The organism is Arthrobacter sp. TJ-238, assembly GCF_058269215.1.
In genome coordinates this window covers 278085-297491 of record NZ_JBZCNH010000005.1, presented here as the reverse complement: position 1 = coordinate 297491, position 19407 = coordinate 278085, and the positions used below count along the sequence as shown (strand labels likewise).

At 62.0% G+C, this 19407-nt stretch carries 22 protein-coding genes and 1 pseudogene; 9 read left to right on the top strand and 14 right to left on the bottom strand.

Annotated features, from left to right (window positions below):
* Positions 1-160 precede the first annotated feature (160 nt).
* The 3 genes and pseudogenes from AC4D2O_RS12910 to AC4D2O_RS12900 all read left to right on the top strand — a co-directional run.
* Positions 161-343 (top strand): annotated as a pseudogene (locus AC4D2O_RS12910) (transposase); the annotation flags it as partial.
* Between the two features lie 80 nt (positions 344-423).
* Entirely contained in the window at positions 424-2346 is a 1923-nt protein-coding gene (locus AC4D2O_RS12905; RefSeq protein ID WP_490907751.1) for a hypothetical protein, read from the top strand.
* 128 nt (positions 2347-2474) lie between these two features.
* Entirely contained in the window at positions 2475-2906 is a 432-nt protein-coding gene (locus tag AC4D2O_RS12900) for a hypothetical protein (RefSeq protein WP_490907750.1), read from the top strand.
* 1123 nt (positions 2907-4029) lie between these two features.
* Here the strand turns inward: AC4D2O_RS12900 and AC4D2O_RS12895 are convergent.
* The 6 genes from AC4D2O_RS12895 to AC4D2O_RS12870 form a co-directional block, all read right to left on the bottom strand.
* Complete coding sequence (locus tag AC4D2O_RS12895; RefSeq protein WP_490907749.1) at positions 4030-4653, bottom strand: phosphatase PAP2 family protein; 624 nt, start codon at positions 4651-4653, stop codon at positions 4030-4032.
* A gap of 27 nt (positions 4654-4680) precedes the next feature.
* Positions 4681-4857, bottom strand: coding sequence for a hypothetical protein (locus AC4D2O_RS12890; RefSeq protein WP_490907748.1), 177 nt, complete (start codon positions 4855-4857; stop codon positions 4681-4683).
* Between the two features lie 37 nt (positions 4858-4894).
* Positions 4895-5092 (bottom strand): hypothetical protein, encoded by a 198-nt coding sequence (locus tag AC4D2O_RS12885; RefSeq protein WP_490907747.1) that lies wholly within the window; start codon positions 5090-5092, stop codon positions 4895-4897.
* A gap of 419 nt (positions 5093-5511) precedes the next feature.
* On the bottom strand, positions 5512-6096 hold the full coding sequence (locus tag AC4D2O_RS12880) for a glycosyl-4,4'-diaponeurosporenoate acyltransferase CrtO family protein (RefSeq protein ID WP_490907746.1): 585 nt from the start codon (positions 6094-6096) through the stop codon (positions 5512-5514).
* 14 nt (positions 6097-6110) lie between these two features.
* On the bottom strand, positions 6111-6524 hold the full coding sequence (locus AC4D2O_RS12875) for a hypothetical protein (RefSeq protein ID WP_490907745.1): 414 nt from the start codon (positions 6522-6524) through the stop codon (positions 6111-6113).
* Between the two features lie 29 nt (positions 6525-6553).
* Entirely contained in the window at positions 6554-6835 is a 282-nt protein-coding gene (locus AC4D2O_RS12870; RefSeq protein ID WP_490907744.1) for a hypothetical protein, read from the bottom strand.
* 1727 nt (positions 6836-8562) lie between these two features.
* On the opposite strand from AC4D2O_RS12870, the gene AC4D2O_RS12865 reads away from it, so the two are divergent.
* Complete coding sequence (locus AC4D2O_RS12865) at positions 8563-8760, top strand: hypothetical protein (RefSeq protein ID WP_490907743.1); 198 nt, start codon at positions 8563-8565, stop codon at positions 8758-8760.
* A 132-nt stretch (positions 8761-8892) separates the two neighbouring features.
* Positions 8893-9774 carry a DUF427 domain-containing protein gene (locus AC4D2O_RS12860; RefSeq protein ID WP_490907742.1) on the top strand — a complete coding sequence of 294 codons (882 nt, stop codon included), beginning with the start codon at positions 8893-8895 and terminating at the stop codon, positions 9772-9774.
* A gap of 164 nt (positions 9775-9938) precedes the next feature.
* Here AC4D2O_RS12860 and AC4D2O_RS12855 read toward each other — a convergent pair whose 3' ends face one another.
* The 3 genes from AC4D2O_RS12855 to AC4D2O_RS12845 all read right to left on the bottom strand — a co-directional run bounded on the left by AC4D2O_RS12855 (position 9939) and on the right by AC4D2O_RS12845 (position 11249).
* A complete protein-coding gene (locus AC4D2O_RS12855; RefSeq protein WP_490907741.1) occupies positions 9939-10310 on the bottom strand; it encodes a hypothetical protein in 372 nt (123 codons plus the stop codon).
* Between the two features lie 133 nt (positions 10311-10443).
* Positions 10444-10797, bottom strand: a complete 354-nt coding sequence (locus AC4D2O_RS12850; protein WP_490907740.1) for a hypothetical protein — start codon at positions 10795-10797, stop codon at positions 10444-10446.
* A gap of 122 nt (positions 10798-10919) precedes the next feature.
* Positions 10920-11249 carry a DUF6578 domain-containing protein gene (locus AC4D2O_RS12845; RefSeq protein ID WP_490907844.1) on the bottom strand — a complete coding sequence of 110 codons (330 nt, stop codon included), beginning with the start codon at positions 11247-11249 and terminating at the stop codon, positions 10920-10922.
* Between AC4D2O_RS12845 and AC4D2O_RS12840 the strand changes: the two genes are divergently transcribed.
* A complete protein-coding gene (locus AC4D2O_RS12840) occupies positions 11157-11357 on the top strand; it encodes a hypothetical protein (RefSeq protein ID WP_490907853.1) in 201 nt (66 codons plus the stop codon). The genes AC4D2O_RS12845 and AC4D2O_RS12840 overlap by 93 nt on opposite strands.
* A gap of 288 nt (positions 11358-11645) precedes the next feature.
* A protein-coding gene (locus AC4D2O_RS12835) for an IS3 family transposase (protein ID WP_490907739.1) occupies positions 11646-12811 on the top strand; the annotation gives its coding sequence in 2 pieces (ribosomal slippage) (positions 11646-11913 and positions 11913-12811; 1167 coding nt in all).
* A 22-nt stretch (positions 12812-12833) separates the two neighbouring features.
* Here AC4D2O_RS12835 and AC4D2O_RS12830 read toward each other — a convergent pair.
* Positions 12834-13730, bottom strand: a complete 897-nt coding sequence (locus tag AC4D2O_RS12830) for a LysR family transcriptional regulator (protein WP_490907738.1) — start codon at positions 13728-13730, stop codon at positions 12834-12836.
* Positions 13731-13778: 48 nt separating this feature from the next.
* Between AC4D2O_RS12830 and AC4D2O_RS12825 the strand changes: the two genes are divergently transcribed.
* Positions 13779-14789: a DMT family transporter gene (locus AC4D2O_RS12825; protein WP_490907737.1), complete on the top strand. Its 1011-nt coding sequence runs from the start codon at positions 13779-13781 to the stop codon at positions 14787-14789.
* Between the two features lie 195 nt (positions 14790-14984).
* On the opposite strand, the gene AC4D2O_RS12820 is transcribed toward AC4D2O_RS12825, so the two are convergent.
* The 4 genes from AC4D2O_RS12820 to AC4D2O_RS12805 form a co-directional block, all read right to left on the bottom strand.
* Complete coding sequence (locus AC4D2O_RS12820) at positions 14985-15392, bottom strand: RidA family protein (protein ID WP_490907736.1); 408 nt, start codon at positions 15390-15392, stop codon at positions 14985-14987.
* Between the two features lie 154 nt (positions 15393-15546).
* Positions 15547-16152 carry a methyltransferase domain-containing protein gene (locus AC4D2O_RS12815; RefSeq protein WP_490907735.1) on the bottom strand — a complete coding sequence of 202 codons (606 nt, stop codon included), beginning with the start codon at positions 16150-16152 and terminating at the stop codon, positions 15547-15549.
* Between the two features lie 79 nt (positions 16153-16231).
* Positions 16232-16528 carry a hypothetical protein gene (locus AC4D2O_RS12810; RefSeq protein WP_490907734.1) on the bottom strand — a complete coding sequence of 99 codons (297 nt, stop codon included), beginning with the start codon at positions 16526-16528 and terminating at the stop codon, positions 16232-16234.
* Positions 16529-16893: 365 nt separating this feature from the next.
* Positions 16894-17319: a VOC family protein gene (locus AC4D2O_RS12805; RefSeq protein ID WP_490907733.1), complete on the bottom strand. Its 426-nt coding sequence runs from the start codon at positions 17317-17319 to the stop codon at positions 16894-16896.
* A gap of 1024 nt (positions 17320-18343) precedes the next feature.
* On the opposite strand from AC4D2O_RS12805, the gene AC4D2O_RS12800 reads away from it, so the two are divergent.
* Complete coding sequence (locus AC4D2O_RS12800) at positions 18344-18910, top strand: hypothetical protein (RefSeq protein WP_490907732.1); 567 nt, start codon at positions 18344-18346, stop codon at positions 18908-18910.
* Positions 18911-19407: the final 497 nt, after the last annotated feature.

Sequence of the window (19407 nt, the reverse complement as noted above, 5' to 3'; positions counted from 1 at the left end):
TGCCCGGCGGGTTCGATTTTTTCCTGCTGTTTTCTTGCTGTTGTGCTTTGCCTGGGGGCGTTCGTTGTGACCGAGTTCGTTGAGATGCCGTTATTGCCGGAATCGGATGCCTTCAATGGCGGGCGATTCGACTACGCGGTGGCGGGAACGGAGCGGCGGGCGGCGCTGGCGTCAGGCCTTCCTTGCCTACTTCACGACCCACCACGCGAACAACGGCGGCACAGAGGCCATCAATGGCATCAATGGCATCATCGAACTCCACCGTCACCTCGCCCGCGGCTATCGCAATCGCAGCAACTACCGGCTCCGCATGCTCCTCGCCGCCGGCGGCCTCGAACAATGACCCCTACCGGATGTCTGAAGAGCCGTATCGGGTTGGGTTTATCGTGGCGCGTGCCTGTTCGTTTGTCTGGGGGAGTTTGAATGAATTTCGATAAGGGGGTCGCCGATCGTCTGATCAGTGGGTGTCGAGATGCGGCACGTGCGTTGCAGGCTCAACGCGGCGGACGGGAGTCGGTCTCAACGGCTGCTTCTGCGGAATTCCGGGGCGTGTTCGCGGACTGTTTCCGGGAGAACGTTGCCGCTGAACGGGCGGCCCGTTCCGAATTGGTCCATATGCTGGACGATGTCGCCCGTCAGGCCCAGAGAGCGAAGAGCGCCGCGGAGGTTGAGCAGCGTCGCCGAGATGAGTTGAGGGCGTGGGCTTTTGCCGCCGGCTGGGCTAGCGCCGGTAGCGGTGTTGCAGTGGATGTGGGGCCGCGCCCGTCCATGGAGGAGACCGACCGTCCGTCGGTGAACGTGGACACTGCACGGCAGGGCCTGCGTGCCTGGGCGAGCGGAAGCACCGCTGGGGCGAGTTCCGCTGATCCTGCCACCCTGGACTCCGCGGTGTCGACCTTCAGAATCCTGGACGACACAGTCCGGGGTGCGGCTGACAGAGTCAGTGCAGCAGCGTCGGACTTCGAGCAGGAATGCTCTTGGGCGCACTCTGATCTCGATGCTGTCGGTAGCGGGCTGCGGCGGTTCCTGGAGGACAACCATCAGGACGCGACCCGGCTTTCCGACATCGCTTCGACGTTCCGTGCTGCCGGTGGCAGCGGACATGTCGGTCAGGTGACGGTATCGAACGACGTTCTTGTGCTTGCCACCGTACCGGCGTCCTTATCGGGTGCGGCCCTGCTGAGCTATCTGTCTACTGCGACGCCGGCGGATACCAAAGCGCTGGCAACATTGACCGGATGGCAGCAGACCCTTCAGCGCATGGGTCCATCGATGATCGGGGCCTGGTGGTCGGTCATGAACGCGGGGGCCGGCACCGCCGCGGGCGTGGCCGGCGCCTCGCAGCTGCAGGAGTTGCTGCTCGCTGCGGCTCCTGCGATGTTCGGCGCTTTGGACGGGATGCCCGCACTGGCCAGGGTACGGGCCAACCAGTTGAACGCGCCGAACCTGCTCCGGGCGGCGGAGAAGGATCTGGAAGCAGCCCTGAAGTCGTCGGGGACAGGGCAAGCCCGCCACGACCCGAACCGAACGAAGATGCTGCAAAATGAGGTGGCATACCTGAAGCAGGTGGAAGCCGGGGACGTGCAGCTCTACCTCTATGACCGGGATCGGTCCCGGATCGTGGAGTTGATCGGCACTCCAGACCCCGACACACGGCACGTGATCACCTACGTCCCGGGGACATTCACCGGGATGAACAGCTTCTACACAGGCGGGGTGCAGCAGGTGTCGAAATACATCAATGATGAGGTGTCGGGGACGGTGGCTTTCGTGTACAAGGATGGGCGGTTCCCCGGGGAGGAGGACACCGCCGGCGGCCCGAACATGGGGAGAATCGGCGAGGCGAACGATCAGGACCTTGCACGCATTTCCGGGCAGCAACTGGCATCCTTCGAGTCCGGGATGCGCACGGATCCCTACCTGAACGGTGCCGAACAAACCGGCATCGGGCACAGCTGGGGCCTGGCGAACATCACCAGCTCCGAAGTCGCCGGAGCCCGGTATGACAAGGTGATTTCCCTCGCCGGGGCCGGGATGCTCCCGGACTGGGAACCACAGCCGACTACGGAATACTCGAACCTGTACTACTACGATGTGCTCATCCATGGTCAGGGCATCAACAACCCCTTTACGAATAGAGGGGTTGTGTGGGATGGAAACAACCCGATTCATCGCGATGAGTTCGACCAGAACTTCTACCGCGGCCCCGACGACGACGAACTCGACGGTGCGATCAACAGCGTCGAAGAAGGGAACATCCTCATGGACAACCACAGCCTCATCGCCACCGACAGCGAAGACAACAAGAAAGCGCTCGAAAAAGTGCTGAGAACTGTCAATCGATGAGGGCGCGAAGCGGTGCCATGACGTTGTTGCTGGTGGGTCTGATAGGGCTTGCCGGTTGTGCTGGAAACCCGAACGCAGATCCGACCGAGCCACCTGCGCCAACGGCTGCTCAAACACAGGAGGAACCGATGGACGCTGAACTGACCTGGCAGGAAGCCAAAGCCCGCACCCAGGCCATGGAACGGGAGATCGCCACACTGATCCCGGAAGCCGCTGTTCTCTCGACCGATCAGAAGAAAACGGGCACGCTTCTGTCCTGCAACGAGACCCAGCACAACTGGAATGCTTCAACCACGGTCACAGTCGCCGAGGGAACCGAGATAGAGCCCATCGTGAAAACCATCGAAGCCCACTACCGGGAAATCGGAACCGAAGTATCCGTCGATAGGGACGAAGTCGATAGGAACGAAAATGAAATCTATCGGATCCAGATCGACCCGCCTGCTCCAGGGGAGAATTATCTCGTCTCCGAAGGATTCTCCCCGAACGAGATTCGTATCGCCTCGGGATCCGCGTGCTTCACCTTGCCCGAGGGCATCTACCCGGGTGGGGATTTCTAGAGGCCCAGAGAGAAACAACTTTGTCAATCGCAATGAGTTCGAACAGCACTACTAGTGGGGCCCCGGAGACGGCAAACTCAACCGTGCGATCGACGCCATTCGAAGAAGGGAGCGTGCGCATGAACAACCACAACCTCATCGCCTCCAACCGCGTGGACAACGAGTAAGCACCCAAGGAGATCCTTTTGCACTTGCTCTTCATAAGTGGAGAAGGAGGCTGGCTGCCAGCGTGGCCGGCCTCCTTTGTGTACTGTTACGCAGGCGCGATGTACCCGCGTTCGGGCCCAGTGTTTCCCGTGGGCCGTGCATCAAACGTGGACACACCGTCGCGCACATTTTGGAACTGAGTTTCCCGCATGTATCGCGCCTGTCCATGCGTCTGCCGTATGTGTTCGGATCGAGGTTTTAGGCTGATGCCCTGAGGACGTATGCGGCCTTGTAGGGCGACTCTCACCTTGTATCGACACCGACAGTTCGAGGCGGCCTCAAGGGCCGGTCCTCAGCGGCACGAACCCTTTTTTGAGCGTCAGTGCCGGTCCGTGGGTGGCCTCACTCTTCCAGCGGTTCGGACCCTACAGGTCTATCAGATTTCCGAGGGTGTAGCGCAGGTTTGAACGTGCCTGACTGGAGCAGGCGGCGCGCGATGTAGTGGGTGAGCTAGCGGAAGCTGTGGGTTCAGCCTTGGAGCCGGTTTCCGGCAGAGGATCTTCTGTAGCGGTGCTCCACTCTGAACCCGGCCACGGCGGAAGGAGCGATTTCCAGGGCCGCAACAACTTGTGGTGCACGCCGTTCAGGGGCGCTGATCGGTAAACGGGGGAGTCGACCAGCAAGGGCTGACTGGAGAGGGCATTGACCACGAAGCCGACGAACCACGGTGAGCTCAGACGTTGTTCGGCTACGGAACGTGGTCGAATCCCGATTTGATGTGTAATTCAGGCTGATTTGTAGGCTCGATCTACCGGGGCAGAGGGCCCGTTGATCCCAATTCGTAGAATTGGGCGAGGCTTATTTGCCTCCCGGATGCGCCAACGCAGGGACTTCGAGAGGCGAACCTGTGTAACTCCTCCTGCGTGGATCATCGTCAGCCACACATGCGGTATCCGGAACTCGCAGGCCAGCAGCGTCAGGGCAGAAGCAGCCGGGCGGCCGTGAACGCAAGAGCGCCAGCTACATAGCCGGCGAGGACCTGGGCCGGGGTGTGAGCCTTCAGCTTCACTCGGGACCAGCCGACGGCTGCGGCCAGGAGCAGAGCCAGCACCGGGCCGACGACCGGCACCGGAACCAGCAGCGCGAGGGCGACGTAGGCTGCGACGGCTGCATGGACGGACAGCTTCCAGACGAGATTCGCCAAAAGGCACAGCACCAAACCGAAGAAGACACCTCCGACCTCACCGAACAGTTCCGCCGGCGCGCCGAGGACCATCAGCAGCAGCGCGCCTAGGCCCAAGGACACAGCTGCAGCGATGAAGATCGGCGCCCGGTGCTCGCGGACGCTGATGTGATGATCGGTCACTGAACCACGGCGCTTGAGCACCAGGACCAGAGCAAACGGCAGGCCCACGGTGAAGACGGCTGCTGTCACAGCCTGCAGCCAAGTGACCCCGGGTGTGAGCAGCGGCTGCGCGAGGAGAAAGCCTCCAACGAGGACCGCCGGCGCGAAGACTTCGGTGATGATGTGTGCCAGGGTCGAGCCTGCCTGGCTGGTCCGACGGGCATCTGGTGCGGGGCAGTGCTGGATCTCAGGCATCAGACGATCATACGAGCCAGTTGCGAGCTAGTGACTTCCGGCTGCCTGGCGCTGCATGTACCACCTGACGATCGAGCTGGCGCAGACGACGAAGACGACCACCAGGCAGATGTAGTAGAGCAGCCCCATGCTCATGAAGAGCAGATTTACGAGGGCGACGGCAAAGGCCAGCGCGATGATGATTCGTTCGGTTCTGATCAGCATTGCTGTGTCCTTCGCACGAAGTGATGGGTGAAGCTAATCAGACCTGGCGTAGTCGTCTCGCCGCCTGCTCACGTCGGTAGTCGATGACGGAGCAGGTCAGGAATGCGGACGCAGCCAGAACCATGGTGAGGATCGACGCGGGGCCCCACCAGGCCGGCAACCGCTCGGCGAGGATCATCACGCCCACCCCGAACACGAGCGAAGCTCCAAACAGATAGCGATTCCAGAAAGTCATACCCGCAGCCTACCCATGGCGGGAATCGTCATGATTGACCAGGCACTCTACTTCTTCGCGGGCGAGACGCTCTTGATTCCAAACCAGGCAAGAGTCCCCGCGAAGAACAGGAAGCTCGCACCGGAGGCGTGCTGCCATAATTCGGCTGCGACCACGATAGACCATACGGACCAGATGGCGATAAAGGTGCTCAGGACGAGCAAGAGCCACCCGTAAACAGGGGAAGGGCTGTAATCTCGCCGTTCTGGTTGTAGCGCATGGCAACAATCTTAAACCGGCTTCTGCCCCAGACGAGAGACAGCTAGTCGACCCCCTTCGAAGTGGGCTCGGCTTAAGTGGACACGCCCTTTTATCGCGGTACCTGATGAGCAGTGACCTACAGTAGCGAACTGCAGTCAGTAGTTCACGATGAGGACCTCTTAGCAGGCGTTCTTGGCGATGCCAGCTCGACGGCGGGTGATCCTGAAGCGCACCATGCGTTGAATCATGACCGGGTACCCGTGCAGGACGAAGCCGACGAGCAGTATCTGGACGGCGCCCTGGATGTACCCGGTAGCTGCAGCGATTGCGGTCACCATGATGGTGGCGGCAGCACCAAGGAGGTGGGCGGTTTCTGACTGCTCGGCTCCGCGGAGGAAGCGGGCGAGCATCGAATCACCACTCTCGAAGTGTCGCATCCGGCCGATGATCCGGTTCCAGCCCACGACATCCAGAACGCGTCGGACGAACTCGGCACCCAGCACTGCGTAGAGCCGCGGTTCCCAGGCTCTTACCCTGTAGCGGGATCGGCCGACGTCGACCAGTGCGGAGCCCGCGAGCAGTGCCATGAACAAGAAGCCGGCCTGCACCGTGATGGCGAAGAAAGGATGGTCGGGGCCTATCGCGAGCCAGCAGGCCGCCGCCAGGCCGAAACCGATCGTGAGTCCCGTAGCGGCTGAGCGAAGCTGCTGACCGCGCTCCGGCTCCATAGGCATTGAGGTTCTCCCGCCGTCCAGGGCACCCATAGAAGCCGGGGTTGCTACGAAAGCCTGCTGGCCTCGTCGTTGGTCAGTTCGATCTCCTGGCCGTTGTCGCCCAACCAGTAGTGGGAACGCTGCCCGGCGGCCGGGCTCGAGCGCTTGACCGCCGTGTAGGTCGCGCCATTCTGGACCTTCACGTCTGCGCCGTGATGAGGGACGTCGTAGCTTCCTGAAGAGCTGGCGTAGTCGTCTCTGCGCAGCGCGATGATGGCTTTGGCGACGTACACGACAGCCATGATCGCGATGAGGCAGGAACCAACGACCATGTACCATGCGTCAACGCTCGAGAACGTCATCACGAACACCAGCGCGAGTATCGTGCCCGCGAAACCGTAGATCAGTACGTCGCGCTGTGAGCTGCGCGTTCGTGGTCGTGGTGGTGTCTGCGCTTGTTCGTTCGTCCCCATTGCCATGGTCCTGACTCTACCGATGTGTCGTGGCTTCAGCTCGTCAACGGCGTGCGCTGGGAAACCCAGATCGGGCCGACGTCGGTCATGAACTCGTCTTCGCAGGCCCGCATGAGCTGCTCGGACGGCGGCCCGTCGCCACTGTAGGAGGACACGAAGCCGATCTGATTACCGTTCTGTTCGGTGATCGGTCCGACACCGAACCCTTTGTCCTGGAGGCAGTCGCGTGACGCAGCGACTGCGTCACGATACTCGGCCTCGGTTACGACCAGGTCTTCCAGGACAGCTCGCTGGTACTGGCTGGTGGTGTCCCGCATCCCGATCTTCTCCTCCTCGGAGAACGACGGCGGGATAGAACAACCGATAAGTAGAAGAGCCGCACAGCTCACTGCGGCGTTTTTCGTCCTGTTCCCCATGTGAGCATCCTGCCTGACCATGAGGAGTCCGTCGAGGGACGACCGTGCAACGACTACCTTTCAGGGTCCTTCCGTCCGCCGCGGGGCGACCTCGAAGGTGCCACCGCTCTGGTGCTCGCCAGACGACGATCAGCAGCGTGCTAGCAGCCCCCGAAACGACGAGATGAGGGAGTAGGGGGAGCTGCAGTGCTGGTCATTGCTCCTTTTTCCTTCGGGCGGGGAACATCGGGACGCCAAAGAGCAGCTCTACGGCGCCTCAAACACGTGCTGATGGACGTGTCCACCCCGGTGGTACTCCTCAGGTGTACATTCCGGATACCGAGAATGTCGGAGAGATTGTAGCAAAATGGGAGTTGAACGAATAATCCACTGGTCCTGAAATTTTTTTATTGACTGATGGCATGCCTCGCTTCACTTTCATTCTGAGAGTTATGGGTTTGACAGACTTGGCACAGAAGTATGAGGAACTTTCCGGGAAGCTTCGAAAAGATCAGTCGCCTGAGGCTGTAGACGAGGCACGGGCTTGGGCCGCGAGCAGTTTCGGACGAGGCAGCGGCAGCCTTAGCGATCGGTCCGTTTATCGGGATGAAGTAGTTGATGAGGCCTTGAACGCCAAATTCGAAACCCTCCTTCAAAGGCCTACTGATTTCGCGAATGGTGCTCAGGCGGCCCGGCGGAGCTCGCAGTCCTGAGACGGGTTGATTTCCCGTCGCGGCACCGGGCGCCGGTTGGATGGGAAGTAATGAGCTCCGATGACCCCTTCAATTCTTGTAAGCGGGGAGGCCCGTGATTACCTTTGAAGCCTCAGCGCGGTTGGCCGTCCCGACCGGGATCTGATGAGCGCTCGCTGGAGGCTCCTTACCCGCACTCCCACCGGCGTCACCGATACGGGTAGTTCGCTTCGGGCGAGCGGTGGGCGTGCGCGGCCTCCTGGCGCTCAGGTACAGAAACGGTACTTGACCGGGATCTCACGTCGCCGGCACTGATCCTGCCGCACTCATGCCTCACGGGCACGCGAGAACTCCACCCACTGGGCGTACACCGCATCAGGAGTCCACGCCATGGCGAAGCCCTTCACGGTCTGCTTCCGGCCGTCCGGGCAATCCAACTCCATCCACAGGGCTATTCCGGCTCCGTCGCCGGCTGATCGTGTGGGGCGAGCTGCAGCGGCGGCACATGCCGGTCCGCGCTCGGCGGTATGCCATGCCAGCCGGGGCGAGGAGCGGAAGTCACCGGCACACCGTACTGGCCTCCGCCGACATCGCAGTCTGAAGACTCGTGGTCAGTCGTTGAGTGGTCAGTCGTTGAGAGGACGGCCGTACGGGTAGTCGACCTACTTACCTGGAGTGTCGTCCTCGCCAGCGACCGCATCGCCAATACGTCGTGTGGACGAGAAATCTGCCGGGCAGCGCCCGCGCATCAACGCCCGGTCGAGATCGACGTGATGCTGAACCTCGCCGTCTCGGAAACGGACGTCATACACGAGCCACGTCCATACACCTGCCTGAGGGCCCACCAGCAGCCGGTGATCGCCGCCGTGGTGACGATTCTCACCGCGGCGGCACCTCGCCCAAGTGTCACCGGCAACGAATAGCCTGTGAACGGACCCATCAGCAAGAGAAGCAGCCATGATCACTCACCCCAGCGAATACCACGATGCAAACTCGAAGACGCTCGTCCCGCAGTGCCGGCGGACCCTCGAGATCATCGAGCGGGGCCGGCTGATGCCGCCCCTGCCGATCCAGGTAGCCCTGCGTGAGCGCTGTTCCGCCCCGGTCCTGACGCTGCCCTCACTGCCGCAGGTCATCGACGTAGAGGCGGCCTAGGAGCTCGCGGTGAGCGGAGCGGGCGCAGCGCTACACATACCTGCCCTCCCACCAAGGCAGAAGGGCAGGTATCTGCTGTGACGAGTACTCGGCCTCTATCCTGACGCGGCGGCGCGGGTCTACCGTAAGTTCATGTCAAGCGCTTCAGATCACTCGCTCAACCACGAGCCTGACACGGCCGGCGTGCGCATGCGGGATGTGATGGGGCAGCTGCTTCAGAAGCTGAGATACGAGCCAACAGGAAAGCGCATCCGTGCCACCCTTGGCGGGCAGACTGTCGTCGACACTACGCAAGCGATGCTCGTGTGGGAACCACGTCGGGTCGTGCCAGGATTCGCCGTCCCCGACGAGGACATTCGTGCCGAAATCTCGCTTCGCAGTTCAGCCTCACTCGAGAATGGCCCAGTCGGATTCATGCTTCCCGACCTATCGAAGATCCCCGTGTTCGACCCGCGTATCCCGTTTGACGTCCGCATGACCCCGGGCGAGCTTCTCGAGGTGCGCGTTGCAGGAACGGGCGCCGCGGCAGCCGGATTCCGCGCCCGTGACCCCGGTCTCGCCAACTACGTGATCCTCGCCTTCGGCGACTTCGACAGCTGGTTCGAAGAAGACGACGAGATCATCAGCCATCCGCACGATCCGTACGGTCGCATCGATATTCGAAGCACCTCGCGGCATGTGCAATTGATGCTCGACGGCCACATCTTGGCCGACACCACCCGAGCTCGGATGTTGTTCGAGACGAACCTCCCTGCCCGGTACTACCTTCCGATCGAGGACGTCGTGGCGCCGCTCGAGCCCAGCTTGACGAGGTCAATGTGCTCGTACAAGGGTTATGCGACCTGGTACTCCGCGATCATCGGAGACAGGAGAATCGACGATATTGCCTGGCAGTACGAGCACCCGCTTAGTGACGCAACCGACGTGCAGGAGTATGTCGCGTTCCTCGACGAGCGACTCGACCTCGTTATCGACGGCGAGCAGCAGGAGCGCCCGGTCACTCCATGGTCGTAATGTACGTGGTCGTTCCACCGCCCGTTGTCCGTGTCGGCTTTCCGCATCGGCGGTGGCGGGATAACCGGAGCGCCAAAAACGGCAGCATCAATGCCGCCGCGAAATCGGAATCTACCTGTTAGTTGAACGTCCCGCTCGAGGTTCCACGACGGGCGGTTGGCGTTTTACTTGACGGAGGCGCCGTTCTCGTAGACCGCGGTGACCTCGTACCTCACGCCCGGATCCACGGCCATCACTTTGAAGGAGTCTTGTCCTGGCAGCAAGGGACTCGAGGAATTGACGACGGTCGTACCGTCGTCTGGACTGGGGCACGTCACCTCGTCGCCGCCCGCCACTACGAGAACGCCAGCGCTGAGGCACTTGAGGTCCAATTGGATGTGCGTGGCATCCTCTGGTGGTGCTCCCAATTCAATCGTCTGGGTACCGGTAAAGGTGCCCTCGATGGGCTCCGAAACTGCGTTGGTCGCGCTACAGCTGGCGAGGAAAAGCACGGTCAGGCCGGAAGCTGCTAAAGCGGACAAATATTGTTGCCTCATCTGCGCAGAGTAACGTCTTACCGATTGGATCGACCCTACGTGCACTGAACCGTTGCAGGACCGTTGTTCTGCTCATTGAGCCTGCGGCAACCTAGCAGTAGGAGGGCGCCCATGGTGCCGATTGACCATCGGCCTACGGGCCGAGCAGATGTTCCGGTGACGATTCCCGCTCGAGTGCGGCTGCACGACCGATGAGCCACCAGATGCTGCCACCGACCACGATCGTTCCAAGACTCAGGATGGGCCACAGGTAGTAGGCGACGGCGAAAAGGATCTCCTCGGCATCGGACCCTTCCGATGGGCCGAGACTGCTTTGGATGAACGCAAGAGCACCCCAAGCGATGATTGCCGCTCCGAGGAGCCAGACGTACTTACTCCACAGCCTCCTTGGAGACCTGCGCAGTAAGAGGATGAAGCCGACGGTGAGTACAGCGACCGGCAGCCCGACGAACCCCACGTTCAGCCCGGCGGGTTCGTTAGAGTTCATGCTTCACCCTAGCCACGCTGCGTCGCCCACTTCCGAAACGTCTACCGAGGATCCTCGGCCGGGTACTTTCGGAGTAACCCTGCTGGGAAGCGCAATGGGCGGTGTTCGTGAGCGAGAAAGGCTTACTGCCCGGAATTTTTAATTCTCACGATCCAGCCGACTAGACCCCCGAGGTGACTGCGACGCTCCCGCATGCTGGGCACGGTGTGTTGCATGGCGCTGCCGACTTCCGCCAACCCAGTTCCACGATCTGCTGGGTACCGCACAGAGACTTGATCGATTCGTGTGACACAACCTGAAAGGCGAGTCCACTCCGACGCGTCGTACCTCTCGCCTGGAGTGCCGGCATAAGTATCGCGTTGCAGGGACACTGGTCGGCGGTCCTCGAACAGGCGAGCAAGCCACTCCTGATCCATTGGTACGAGGGTCCATTCGACCTCTTCATCGAGCACGACGTCGGAGCCGTCTTCCGCCACTTGCCACTCCGTCAGCCAGACGTCAGTGTCACGTGGGCCAGCAGGAGGGGCGACGTCCTCGGCGTCGACGTCTTCGGGTTGTAGTGCTGTAAGTGGCTTGTACGAGCCGAAATAGTGGGAGTGCTCGTCGGGCGGACAGGACCTATCGCATCCCTGCCACGTACCCGCTGAGGACAACCGCGGCGCGCTCCGATCTTCCATCCAATGAGCCTAGAGCTCCTTCAGTGACTAATCGCTGTTTGCAGCGAAACTGGCCCGCTGGAGGATCGGCTATCGATACTCTTGCTTCGCCCAGTCTGGCCAAGGGGACTGCTGAGGGTTCGGTTTCCATCTAGCCTGTGAGGATTGTGTCCTCCTGGAAGGATGGCCATCATGGCAAAGCCGTATCCGGAAGAGTTCCGCCGTGACGTCGTGTCCGTCGCACGGAAACACGAAGCCCCACTGGCTCAGATCGCGAAGGATTTCGGGATCAGCGAGGGCACCCTGAATAACTGGCTGAAGCGCGCCGACGTCGAGGACGGCGTGCGACCGGGAGTGACGCAAGCCGACGCGGCAGAGCTCCGCGAGCTGAAGAAGCGTAATCGACTGCTGGAGCAGGAGAACGAGATCCTGCGTCGGGCGGCGGCGTTCTTCGCCCGTGAGCTGCCCCCAAAATGACGTACCCGCTGGTCCGTGATCTTGCCGCTGATGGTATCCCTGTCGCGGTGGCCTGCCGTGTGCTGCGTTTCTCGACCCAGGCGTTCAACAAGTGGCGGCGGACCCCGTTCTCGCAACGGGATTGGGAGGATGCGCACCTGACGAATCTCGTCCACTACATCAATCACGACGACCCGACGTTCGGGTACCGGTTCGTCGCCGACGAGATCGCCGACCACGGCGTGTCCGCGTCCGAGCGGCGGGTCTGCTCCCAGCAGCGCCTGTGGTCCCTGCACGCGAAGAAACGCGGACTCACCCGGAAAGCTGGGCCTCCCGTGCACGATGATCTCGTGTTGCGCCGGTTCCGGGCTGATCGTCCAAACCAGCTCTGGCTCACGGACATCACGGAACATCGGACCGACGCCGGCAAGATTTACCTGTGCGCGATCAAAGAGGTGCATTCGAAGAGGATCGTCGGGTACTCGATGGATGACCGGATGACTTCGGTTCTTGCCGTGTCCGCGGTGCGGAACGCGATACGGCTCCGCAGCCCGGTCGATACGATTCTGCATTCGGATCGAGGGTCGCAATTTCGATCGAAGGCCTTCGTGCAGACGCTCAGGAGCAGCGGGTTGACCGGGTCGATGGGGCGAGCTGGAGCCTGTGGCGATAACGCTGCGATGGAGTCGTTTTTCGCGCTCCTGCAGAAGAACGTCCTCGACCGGCAGAGATGGGCGACAAAGGAGGACCTGAGACTGGCCATCGTGACCTGGATCGAGCGAATCTATCACCGCAAACGCCGGCAGCGAGCACTCGGCCGGATGACCCCGGTCGAGTTCGAGATACTAGGACAAGCCGCCCCTACGGCGGCCCAAAACCAGCAACACCCAACTGGAAACTAAACCTTCAGCAGTCCCCAATCCATCAGCGTTGAGCGGTGGTTGCGTGGTGTCGGAGTGTGGCGACGACTTTCTGGACGGCGGTACGGTGGAGAGCTTCGGGTCGGCAAAGAATGTCGACATGCCTGGCCAGCGGTAGGTCATGGAGTGGTTTCAGCACGACCCCACTGCCGGAGGGTGCGGTGTGGCGGGGCATCAACGCGATGGCCGGACCGGCGGAGACGATCGCGGCGACAATGAAGAACTCGTTGATCCGGTGTGTGACGTTCAGGGGTTTGCCGCCGTGCACGGCAATGGCTTGCAGGGCTGATTCGAGCGGGAAGCCTTCCTGAACGGATACCCATTCCTCCTCACGCAGGTCCGCGACACCAACGCTCGAGGCGCTAGCGAGCCGGTGCCGTTCCGACATGGCAATGTCCAAGGGTTCACGCACCAGGGGTAGGGCGGTGATCGTGTCCGGCCAGGGGTTGCTGTGTTCGAGGCGGTGCGCGATGACCAGGTCGTAGTCGGCTGTCAGGGCAGGAAAAGCGTCCTGTCCCACATCCCGGTCGTGGAAGACCAGCCGCGGGTTCCCTGCGCTGGAGAGAGTCTGTAGGAGGGGTCCGAACCAGGTCAGACCGGCACTGGTGAACGCCGAGACGCTCACCGTCGCGGTAGGGTCCTGCACATACCGGGTGACAGCCTGCTTCGCGGAGCTCATTGCGACACTGATGTCGACCGCAGCTGACGCCAAGGCCTGACCGGCAGCGGTCAACACGAGGTTCCGGCCCCGCCGTTCGGTCAGGGGAACCTCGACCGTGCGCTGCAACGCCGTGAGCTGCTGGGACACAGCGGACGCCGACACGTGCTGAGATCGCGCCACTGCAGCGAGGCTGCCCCGCTCACCCAACTCGCGGAGCAGCAGTAATTGGTGAAGATCCATAAGTGAAATCTAAACTACCAGTTCACCGAGTGCCCTCTCGTCTTACCAGTGAATCACCCGCAGACTCGAGAAGTGCCTTCCCTTTCCTCGTCCCGAACACCGGGGGCCTCTTCCGTCCGATACCGCAGCGCCCTTGGCGGGTTTGTAACTGCGCGCAGGGTGGATCTGCTGCTGCTTCTGGTCGCGCTCGTGTGGGGCAGCAGCTACCTGGCGGCGAAGACCCTCACCGACACCGTCGGTGTCACGGTCATCCTTTCCTTGCGGTTCTTGATCACCACGGTGGCTTTGGTGGTGATCTGGTTGATCTGGAACCGTCGCCGGACCACCCGCCGTGAAACTATCGTCGGGGTTGTCCTGGGCTTTACCCAGGCCGCCGTGCTCATTCTGGAAACCCATGGGATCGCCGGTACCAGTGCCACGAACGCGGGACTCATCATCAGTCTCGTCATCGTGTTCACCCCCGTCACCGAGAGCATCGCCTTCCGCGTGCCACTACCGCGCATGGTGTTCAGCGCCGGGATCGTCGCGGTCGTCGGAGTGTGCCTCCTCGTCTCCGGGGACGGGTTCGTGGCACCGACCCTCGGGGACATGCTCGTCCTCGCCGCCGCACTGGTACGCGCCGTCCACGTCACCGCAGTCTCAGCCCTCACCCGAGGCCGCAGTTTCAGCGCGCTTACGCTGACCCTGACCCAAAGCGCGGTCTGCGCGATCATCTATACCCTCGCCGACTACCAAGGCGTACTCCGCGCCGTACAGCACTTCGATACGGGTGAATGGATCGGTGTCCTCTACCTCGGGCTCGCATGCAGCGTGTTCGCTTTCCTCGTACAGACCTGGGCCATTCAACAAACCTCAGCATCCAGGGCCAGCCTTCTCATGGGCACCGAACCCATCTGGGCGGTCCTCATCGGACTGAGCATCGGCCAGGAAGAACTCCACCTCCTCGGCATTATCGGAGCCGGCCTTATCATCACCGGCACCTACATCGGACTACGAGCCGAAACCTGCCACCGAACACCACCCACCCCAGTAACCACAGCCCCGACCCCGTCCCGCTGAGGGATCCCTCGTTCAGGGTGCGGAGGGGATCCGCCAGTGGGACAGTGCTGGATCGGCTGAACCCGCCAATCGGTCTTCGAGAAGCCCACCATGTTCACGAAAACTCACGACATTCGGCCGGCGCAGGAGGCGTTGCGTATGGGTACACCCAACCGCCACAGGGTCGCACACAGGTGGGTTGATCACTCGGTTGAACTACGAGCTTTGCTCCGGCAAACCGACGATCAGGTCGATTTCGACGGCAGCGTCGACTGCAAGTCCTGTCACCCCGACACACGTTCGAGCTGGCAGAGGGTTGGAGAACCAAGAGACGTACTCCTGATTGAATGCAGCGTAATTACCGAAATCAGTGAGATAGATCCGTACCATCAGGGCGTCGTCGAGGGTTGCGCCGCAGGCTGCTAACACTGCGCGAAGGTTCGATAGGACCTGCCGCGTTTGTTCGACGATGCCACCTGGCACAAGCTCACCAGTGTCCGGGTGTGTTGGCATCTGGCCCGTGACGAAAAGTTGGTCACCCCATCGAGTTACATGGGAGAACGGTCCTACCTGCGGAGGAACACCATCTGAGGGCCCAAAGGACAGGGCTTGTTTCTTCGACACTTTGGTACCTCCGAGATGCTAGTGATCCGGTGACCCTGACAGCGGGCACCCCCGATTGGGGGACTCACCGGGCTGAAGGGCGCTCATGGCGGAACACTACGCCGCGACACTCATTGAAACGATCCGGCCGAGGACCAGTCCCACGAGGGATGGATCACCGGACGCTTTTGCGCTGCGCGATGATCGCGGCGTGGGGCCGCTGACCGGTGGTTGTCCTCGTGTGGGTTTCAACTACGTCGAAGCCAACCGACGTCAGTTCTTCAATGAGGTCACTTATCGGCCATCGGTATGCCGGGGCCACGGCGTGAGCGAACTCCTCAATGACGGCGCTTCTGAAGAAGCCGAGAAGTAGCGCGCCGCCGGGGCGAAGCACGCGGGCGAACTCCAGAAGGGGGATCCTGATTGTGCTGGGCTTGTGGTGGATGAGCGAGTACCACGCCAGAATCCCGCTCACTGTTCTTGGTGGGATATCAAGGGTCTCGAGGCTGCCGACATCGAACGAGACGGCAGGATACGAGTTGCGGGCTCTATCGATGAATTCGGGTACCAGGTCCACGCCGGTGATGGCAGCTCCGCGCCCGTCGAGGAAGTTCGTCCAGTGCCCTGGCCCGCAACCGGCGTCAATCATCAGGCCGTCGATACCATCAGCCCAGGAGGAAACCAGCTGACGGTCGGAGGGGTGCACTGCATCCATCGAGCCGAGCAGTTCGGTGTACTCGGCTGCACGACGTGAGTACGCATTACCAACCTCATCAGGCATGTAGCCGAGTCTAGGCGCGAGCAGCATCCGCGTCCGTGCCCCTATCCCTCACTGGGCACCTGTCCGCGCAGCGCCTTCGCTAGCGGGAGCGCTCGACCTCTGCGCGTGCATCCTCGCGGTACTTGAATTCCTTCGCTGGAACGGTTCCAGCGATTGAAGCCAGACCTTCGAGGTAGTGGTCTCCAGTCCTAACGATTGTGATGCTCTGCGGAGGGTAGCCAAGAGGAGCATCGTGCCAGGTTGCATCCGGCCGGACCTCCCAAAGGTAGAGATGCCGGCGCGTTAGCTCGGCCGGAACCCCGATCCACATGGCGTCGTACTTCTTGTCTCGTTCGATAGATAACAGGACACGAGGGGCAAGGAAGGAGATGAGCATGCTCGAGGTCGAATCAAGGTAGGGTACAGGCCGACCGGGTGGAGGAGCTGGCGGCCATTCTGGCCGCGTCCTGGCGAATTCCTGCTCGAAGCCCTGGTCGGGCCGCACGCGCGCGACCTCGCGTAGACGGACGGCTGCGTACCCGTCGAAGAATCCTCCGTCCATCGTCTGTGCAAGCAGAGCTCACTTTCGACCGACAGCGACAACGAATCCGTCGACCCGCTGATCGGGACGCGATACCCGGTCGAGGCGCACCATGGCCTCTTCCTGCTGCGCGGTCAGCAATCGCGATCGGGTCTTTTCGGTAGTGGGCACATCTCATTGTGTGCGACGACGGCGTACGAGGATCGGCTAGCGCGCCCCTGCTAGGGGCCCGTGGTGGTTGCGTCAGCGAGTTCGACGGTCTGGCCCATGGGGTCCTTGACCACATAGCTCCAGTAGCCAACCCAGAATGGTTCAGGTCGCAGCGCATCCATCCCTGCGTCCTGCAGTCGCGCTACGGTGCTTAGGAACGCCTTCGATGACAGCGGGACACTCCATGAAGCGCGGGTGCTGCGCGGTCTGGGTTCGACGCCGAGCCCGAACGCCCAGCCGGGCTGGAAGGACCATTCGTCACTGATGGTTGCGGTCGAATCGTAGCTGATGGAGAACTGGATGCCGCCGTCGATCCTGTAGGCGATGTGATCAACCTCGTCCCAAATCTGGTCGAGGCCGATCAGGTCGGAGTAGAAATGGCGCGACGCCGCAATGTTGTTGCTGCCCGTATAGAGGAAGAACCTGCTGCTCGCCATTCACGGAGTCTAGGTCTCTCGGGCGATCACTCAAGGATCGGCCTGCGGGCGGAGCTTCTGATCCTGTCGGCGTACATCGTGCAGAACTATCCTGAATTCCATAGGGAATCAGAAGCTGGAAAATACTGCCGCTATCGGGTTCATTGCAACCCTGGTAGCGCTATCCGCCGCCCGGTGCGTTCGAGGACGAATAGAGGAAGGCCCCGGCAGGCTACGTGAATGGGGGAAACACGTAGGCGACCAGGGCCCTCAACCACAGTTGTACTTGATGAGAGCGCTCCCCCGACAGCGACGGGATGGACTGAGTCACCTGATGATGATTCCGGCCCTGGCGCAGTGCTGTATCTGCCGCGCGACCACGAAGCTTATCGATGAGGGCCGGCCCTTACCCGAGGGGTGGCTGTACCGGACGGCCACCGTGGACGGCGGCCGCTACTGCTGCCCCGACCACGCCCACAGAGCCCGATGTACAGGAGACGTGCGGCACGGTGACGGCAGACATCCTCGAACGGCGGGGAGCAGCAAATCATGACGGTGGTCGGCAGCAGCGGATTCTTCTCGGTCACTGCTGTCCGCACCGCAACGGGTGAGGTGCCCAACGGGTGAGGTGCCCGAGGGGGTGCGGAACCAAATGCCGGAACTCGTCGACGCGATCCTCGCTGCAGTGGGCTGACCGTCCTCTCACCTCGCTCGTGTGTCCCTCGGTTCCAGGAGTCGTTCTTGTAGGGTTCTGACGAGGAGCCGGGTGGGCTCCATCACAATGGGGGTCCACATGTCACGCGTCCTTTCCCTGTCCGCTCTCGCCGCCGGCGCCTTGCTGGCCCTGACCGCCTGTGGAGGAGGGGACGAGGCGGCCGCCCCGGCGTCGTCCTCGGCTGTCGCCTCCGAGTCATCGACCGGTACTCCGTCTGCTTCAGCGTCCGAGTCCGCGTCCGCAGCGCCCTCCGCGTCAGCCACAGCTGAGCCGTCCGCCTCCGCCTCGGGCTCCTCGGCGGCGATCAGTGGTTCTGAGGAGCTCTCTGCCGTGCTCGCCACGATCTTGATGCCGGACGGCACACCCCTCACCATCGTTCCTCCCGAGCAGCTCCCTGCGCTGTCGCAGCAGGGTCTGCAATCGATCGAGGGCGTCGTGGTGACCCCCGAGGAGTGTGGCGCGGTGTTCGAAGCGGCCGCGCAGATGCCCGAAGGCACTCGCTACGCGGTCGGCGCCGCTGTGAACCCGATCGACCAGAGCACGACCATCGTCGCCATCACAGAACTCGAGGGCGCCGAGGAGCTGATCAGATCCCAGCAGGGGGATGCGGAAGCACGCGCCGAAACCTGTTCCACCTATCAGGTAGAGCTGCAGGGCGAAACGGCAACAGGCGAATCTACGGCGGTGGAAACCACCAACGAGGGCGCAATCTCGATGGGTGCACGCGGTGTCCTGACTCTGCCGACGGGCCAGAAGCAGAACACGACGACGGTCAGCGCGGCGCGCGGCTCGATCAACGTCGCGGCCATCAGCCAGTCGGTAGACAGCCCGACTGCCGACATAACAGTTCTCGAAGACTTGGTTGATCAGGTTCTTGCCGCCGCCGATCAGGAGTAGGCGACGTACTCGAGTCGAAGACGCGACGTAGCTCCAACTGGGCCCAGTGAGTGAACGAGTATTTGAGCGACTGAGTAAGCGCCGGCACTAGCAGGCGGACCAGACACCGGATGTATGGATACACAGATCCACGGAACAACAGGCGGAGGACCGGACGCCCATCCTCACGGGAGTCCGGTCCTCTCTGGGTTTCGCGTGACGAGGGCACCTGGGCACTGTTTCCGAGGTGCGCCGGCGGCGGCCTCCGCCGCCGGTTCTCCCGGTCGCCACCGGGCACCCTGACGCAACCATCAGAACCGGTCAGGGGCTGCACCTATCGAGCAAGACCAATCGGAGCACGACACCGGGGACTGACAGGGCCGGCCCGTAGGGTGAAAACCAAACCGCCAACCAGGAAGAGGCACCTATGGAACCCACGGAGTACATTACGCAACCAGCCTCGAGTATCACCATGACGAAGCCGTTCGGCTACTACCCATACTTCATCCAGGACTCGG

Bases quoted from the DNA above. Each gene is read 5' to 3' on its own strand.
- AC4D2O_RS12905 (WP_490907751.1), top strand. From the start codon at position 424: ATGAATTTCGATAAGGGGGTCGCCGATCGTCTGATCAGTGGGTGTCGA.
- AC4D2O_RS12900 (WP_490907750.1), top strand. From the start codon at position 2,475: ATGGACGCTGAACTGACCTGGCAGGAAGCCAAAGCCCGCACCCAGGCC.
- AC4D2O_RS12895 (WP_490907749.1), bottom strand. From the start codon at position 4,653: ATGCCTGAGATCCAGCACTGCCCCGCACCAGATGCCCGTCGGACCAGC.
- AC4D2O_RS12890 (WP_490907748.1), bottom strand. From the start codon at position 4,857: ATGCTGATCAGAACCGAACGAATCATCATCGCGCTGGCCTTTGCCGTC.
- AC4D2O_RS12885 (WP_490907747.1), bottom strand. From the start codon at position 5,092: ATGACTTTCTGGAATCGCTATCTGTTTGGAGCTTCGCTCGTGTTCGGG.
- AC4D2O_RS12880 (WP_490907746.1), bottom strand. From the start codon at position 6,096: ATGGGTGCCCTGGACGGCGGGAGAACCTCAATGCCTATGGAGCCGGAG.
- AC4D2O_RS12875 (WP_490907745.1), bottom strand. From the start codon at position 6,524: ATGGCAATGGGGACGAACGAACAAGCGCAGACACCACCACGACCACGA.
- AC4D2O_RS12870 (WP_490907744.1), bottom strand. From the start codon at position 6,835: ATGCGGGACACCACCAGCCAGTACCAGCGAGCTGTCCTGGAAGACCTG.
- AC4D2O_RS12865 (WP_490907743.1), top strand. From the start codon at position 8,563: ATGATCACTCACCCCAGCGAATACCACGATGCAAACTCGAAGACGCTC.
- AC4D2O_RS12860 (WP_490907742.1), top strand. From the start codon at position 8,893: ATGTCAAGCGCTTCAGATCACTCGCTCAACCACGAGCCTGACACGGCC.
- AC4D2O_RS12855 (WP_490907741.1), bottom strand. From the start codon at position 10,310: ATGAGGCAACAATATTTGTCCGCTTTAGCAGCTTCCGGCCTGACCGTG.
- AC4D2O_RS12850 (WP_490907740.1), bottom strand. From the start codon at position 10,797: ATGAACTCTAACGAACCCGCCGGGCTGAACGTGGGGTTCGTCGGGCTG.
- AC4D2O_RS12830 (WP_490907738.1), bottom strand. From the start codon at position 13,730: ATGGATCTTCACCAATTACTGCTGCTCCGCGAGTTGGGTGAGCGGGGC.
- AC4D2O_RS12815 (WP_490907735.1), bottom strand. From the start codon at position 16,152: ATGCCTGATGAGGTTGGTAATGCGTACTCACGTCGTGCAGCCGAGTAC.
- AC4D2O_RS12810 (WP_490907734.1), bottom strand. From the start codon at position 16,528: ATGCTCATCTCCTTCCTTGCCCCTCGTGTCCTGTTATCTATCGAACGA.
- AC4D2O_RS12805 (WP_490907733.1), bottom strand. From the start codon at position 17,319: ATGGCGAGCAGCAGGTTCTTCCTCTATACGGGCAGCAACAACATTGCG.